The 4,587-nt window shown below is 65.3% G+C and carries 4 protein-coding genes; all 4 read right to left on the reverse strand.

Going from position 1 to position 4,587, the window contains the following annotated elements; translation table 11 throughout:
• Positions 1–239: 239 nt before the first annotated feature.
• Positions 240–1,304, reverse strand: coding sequence for a peptidylprolyl isomerase (locus GO615_RS27115; protein ID WP_246262494.1), 1,065 nt, complete (start codon positions 1,302–1,304; stop codon positions 240–242).
• Between the two features lie 157 nt (positions 1,305–1,461).
• Positions 1,462–2,325: a cytochrome c3 family protein gene (locus GO615_RS27120; RefSeq protein WP_169132960.1), complete on the reverse strand. Its 864-nt coding sequence runs from the start codon at positions 2,323–2,325 to the stop codon at positions 1,462–1,464.
• 288 nt (positions 2,326–2,613) lie between these two features.
• Entirely contained in the window at positions 2,614–3,756 is a 1,143-nt protein-coding gene (locus tag GO615_RS27125) for a 6-bladed beta-propeller (RefSeq protein WP_169132961.1), read from the reverse strand.
• 64 nt (positions 3,757–3,820) lie between these two features.
• Positions 3,821–4,587: cytochrome c3 family protein (locus GO615_RS27130; RefSeq protein WP_339379980.1), on the reverse strand; the 767-nt coding region annotated here is incomplete at its 5' end.

Consider the following 4,587-nt stretch of genomic DNA (forward strand, 5'->3'; position numbering starts at 1 on the left):
GGGCGGGCGGCTTCCCTGATTCCTGCGCGAGACTTGCTAGAACCACGGAAAGGCGCAGGCGCGGCCGCGGGAGTTCCGCGGCACCGTCGTCCGCTGCGGCAAGCCCTGCGCTGCCGATGAGCATGCCGCCAAGCAAGGGGACAAGTGCGCGGCGGGCGGTCGTGCGCCCGCCCGCCGACCTGCGCGGCGCTAAGCGGGGAGAACAGAAGGTGGCAGGGCGCCCCATCCGTGCCGGCAGGCTACTTCGACTTAGCCGTCAGTGCCCCGATCGCGGGGTAGCGCTGTGTGTTGAGTTCGATCCTGGCCTTCTTGCGCAGTTGCGCGCGGAAGTCCGTCCATGCCTTGTCGGCCAGGTCGCGTGCCAGCAGATCGGTCGCGCGGGCACGAACCGTGGCGAAATCATGGTGCTTTGCAGCCTGTTTCGCTTCGTACCGGAACAGCGCGTAGCCTTGCAGGATGCGCGTCGGGGGCGAGAGGTCGCCCGGCTTCATGTCGTCGATCTTCTCCTGGATGCCTTCGGGCAGCATGCCGCGGTGCAGATAGCCCAGATCGCCACCGTTCTGCGCCGAATCGTCGGCCGAGTGTTTGCGTGCAAGTTCGGCAAAATCGGCTCCACCGTCTGTCAGGCGCATGCGCAGGGCGCCCGCTTCGGCCTCGGCGGCCTCCCAGGCGGAGGTCGGCGACGAGGGGTCGACTTTCAGCACGATGAGCGACAGCCGCATCTTTTCCGGTTCCGTGAATTTGTCCGGATTCGCCTTGTAGTAGGCGCGCACCTTGTCTTCCGCAGGGGGGGGTACATTGCGGACCTTCGCCTCGAGCGCGGCGAGCATGTCATCCTGTTCGAGCCGCTGGCGCAGGCTGGGCAGGATGCGCTCGCGTTCCTGTTGCCAACGGGGGCTCGAAGCATAGCGCTGCTCATAGCGGCTGAGTTTCTCCTCAACCGCGCGGGCATCCGGTTTCAGCCCCTGGCGGCCGATCTCCTCCAGCAGGAGGATGCGTTCGATCATGCGCGTGGCGACCTCGCGCATCAGTTCTTCCACCGCGCCTTCCGGTGGGGTGCCATGATAGAACTTCTGGCGCGCAGCTTCGTTTGCGGCCGCGTCGAACTCGCCGGCACTGATCACCGTGCCATTGACGACGGCCAGAAACGGCGGAGAGCTGTGCTGATCGGCCACCGCGCCGCCCTGTGCGGTGCCGCCCGGCGCGGTCTTCGCGGCGGGCTTGGCGCCGTCCGCAGCATGCACGGTGCACGCCAGCAACATGGTGGCCAAGATACTGGAGAGGCGGCTGGCGAGGATTTTCATCGTCAGAGGTGATCCTTGGTGGGGGTGAGAGGTCCAGTTCGACAAAATAACAAAAAGGGCCAAGCGGGTGTGCTCCCGCCTGACCCCTTCTGGTGTTACGCCTCGTGTCCGGGCCGGATAAAGACGTATCCGGCCCCGGATGCGACAGCCAGGCTGCTTACTTGACGTGGCAGGCCAGGCAGATCTGGCTTCCCGCCGTGGTGACGCGCATGAAGTTCACGTCGCTGTTGGTCGTGGTCTTCGACGAGTGGGGATCGTGGCAGGATGCGCACTCGACCGACGGCCCCATCGCGGGAGTCCCGGCGGTACCGAAGTCGCGGGTGTAGAGGATGATGTCGCCCTTGTCGCGCTGGTTCGCCGCGGTGCCCCTGTCGATCCAGAACGCCTGCTGGTTGTTGATCGATTTCGTGCGCAGCTCGGCCGTCCGGAAATCGAGGTCGGCACAGTTCGCGGTCACCGTGTCGGCCGCGCCGGTCACGCCGCCGCCGCAGTACTGGATACCGATCGGGTGGTCGTTGCTCAGATCCTTCGTACCCTCGCCGAGGGCCGCAACGCCGCTCAGCTGGCCGGCGACAGTCACCCGGGTGCCGGTCCAAGTGTAGCCGAGGCCGTCGTTTCCGCCGCCTGTAGTGAGGCCGCCGCTGCCCGGGGCATTGATGATGTTGTCCATGGCCTGGGTGCCGTCGTGGCAGGAGAGACAGGCCAGGGAGACCGAGCCGACCGCGAGGATCTTGCCGTCGATCGTGGAGCTCTTAATATTATCGTAGGTCGTGAAGTCGGTGCCGGTCGGCAGTGCCTTGTTCCACAGCGGAGCCGGCGCGCTGGTGTCGGCGCCGTGCGGGGTGTGGCAGAAGACGCAGATCTGGGTCGTGCCGGTCACCCCATCGGTGCCGGTGACGTGGTTCTCGCCGGTTCCACTCGAGCTCAGGTTGTGAGGCGTGTTCGTGATCTGCGCTGCTGCACCGCCCGCAATGGCCGCGAGCGCTGCGAACAGCAGTGTCTGTTTGAAGATTTTTTTCATGGTAACCCCCGATGGATGGAAGATGGACCAAGCCTCAACGCCCTTCTTGTCGGGCAGATCGGCAGTTTCGTGCAGTGATAACGCCAATATTTTTGCTACGCACTACATAAAGCAGAATTCGGTCCACCTTTTGCGTTGCCCGCCGAGAAAGCGTGCGCCGGTCTGAAAGCCTTGATCGGCGCGGGTTCTACGGTGTTGGTCGGGGGTGTTCGGCGGCTGATCGACAATGGTCGCGGAAGATGCCAGCGGCGTATTCCCGGGTGCGGGAATACGATTTCCCGATTTCTGCTATTTGCCCGATTTTGCCGCCTGGCGGATGGAGAAGCCCTGGTCGGCAGGCAGGCTGTAGGGGCGGAAGACGTCGATTTTGGCGAACCACTGGTCAACAAAGAACACGCGGCCGTCTTCGTCCACTGCAATGCCGGAAGGGAGGATGTACTGTGCCGGCCCGCCGCGTTCGGAGCGGTTGCCGATGTACATCAGGAGTTCCCCTTCCGGATTGAATATCTGGAAATTGCCGAACGCGGCGTCGGCGACGTAGAGGTTGCCGCCGGCGTCGGTGGCGATCTCCTTGGGGCGGGCGAAGTTGCCCAGTTGCCGGCCGACGGTGCCGAAGCTCTCGCGGTAGCTGCCGTCGGCATTGAACACCTGGATGCGGAAGTTGCCGCCGTCGACCACGTACAGGCGGCCGTCGAGGCCGATCGCCATGTCGCGCGGAAGATTGAATTCCCCTGGGCCGGTGCCGCGCTTGCCGATGTCCATCACGTGGCGCCCCGTGGCTGTATCGAAGACCCGCACGCGGTGGTTCTCGGACTTCACCCCGCCGATGTCGACGACATAGATCTGCTTGCCGGCAGGGTCCACGGTAACGCTGGAGATGCGGTCGAAGAGCTCCTTGCCGCCGATCTTGCGCAGGAACTTGCCGTCGCGGTCATAGATGAAGATCATCTTTTGCGTGGCGTCGGCGACATAGAGGCGTCCGCTGCTGTCGACGTCGAGACCGAGCGGCTTGGCCAGCACGCCCGGTTCCTCTTCGCCGATGGTGAAGAAGCGGCCTTCGGGAATGTCGAACACCTTCACGTTGCGGTCTGCGCTGTCCGAGACGAAGATCCGCCCGCGGTGCGCGGCCACCGCGTATGGCTTCGTCATGAACTGTCCGGCCCGCTGTCCGCCGGTCAGCGCGCGGCGGAGGGCGTCGTCGCTGTTGTCGGCGACGACGTCGGTCGAGTTCGTGAGCGTGCGCTCATAGACGAAGCGCGGCTCATCGGGCGGGCCGGGAAAGACCAGCGGACCTGCTGGTTGCGCAACGGACCCGTCGCCATCGGGGAGCTGTGCGCAGCCTGCCAGTACCAGCAGCGTGGCGCCCAAGGACGCGGCGATGCGTGCGATGCGGGATGGCGGACGGGGATTTTGTGTCGAGTGTCGGTTCATTTCGCGGCAGGGTAGGTTGATTGTCGTGATGAGGGGGGGCGGACGTGTGATGAGCGGGTGCGGCTCATTTCACATGGCACGTCATGCAAAGGTCGCTGGCACTTGTGTCGGTGCGCAGGAACAGCGGCCGAACGCTGTGGGGGTCGTGGCAGCTGGCGCACTCTACAAATGGAATCTCGGTCTGGTCGGCTTCGTCGACGCGCACGTACAGCGGTACGTCCAGGCGTCCGCGCTGTGCCGACGGTCCGCCTTTGGAAACCCACCAGACCGGTCGTTCGTCGACGATTCCGCGCGAGGCCTGGCGGAACTCTTCGTTGTTGCGGACGTGCTTGCCCTGATGAATCAGGCGCCCGGCCTTGGCGGCCTCTTCGCGTGCGCGCTGGCGCTCGGCCGGGGTCAGCGCGCCGCGGTAGGGAATCGCGAAAGGGTGGTCCTGGACGCCGCCCGCCACGCCGAATGCCTGGCTTGAATCATGGCAGGACAGGCAGGCGATGGACTGGGAGCCGACGGACTGATTGCCTTCGGTGCCCATGCGCCCGATGTCGTCGAACATGATGAAGGGTGTGTCGGTGGAGGCCGAGGGTTGCCATAGCGGCCTCATCGCGTCCTCGAGGTTGGTGTCGGTCGGGGTATGGCAGAACACGCAGATCTGCCGCGGGTCGGTGGGCGCGATGCTGTCGCCGCGGGCGAGGTTGTGCGGCGTGTTGCGCATGTCGATCCGTTGCGCGAGCGCAAGCCCGCCGCACGCAGCGGCGATTGCGAGGGCGGCTATCACGCGGACGAGGAGCGACACGGGCTGGGGGGTCACGATTGGCAGGGGCGGCTCGGGAG

The organism is Aromatoleum evansii (genome assembly GCF_012910805.1).
In the GTDB taxonomy this organism is placed as follows: domain Bacteria; phylum Pseudomonadota; class Gammaproteobacteria; order Burkholderiales; family Rhodocyclaceae; genus Aromatoleum; species Aromatoleum evansii.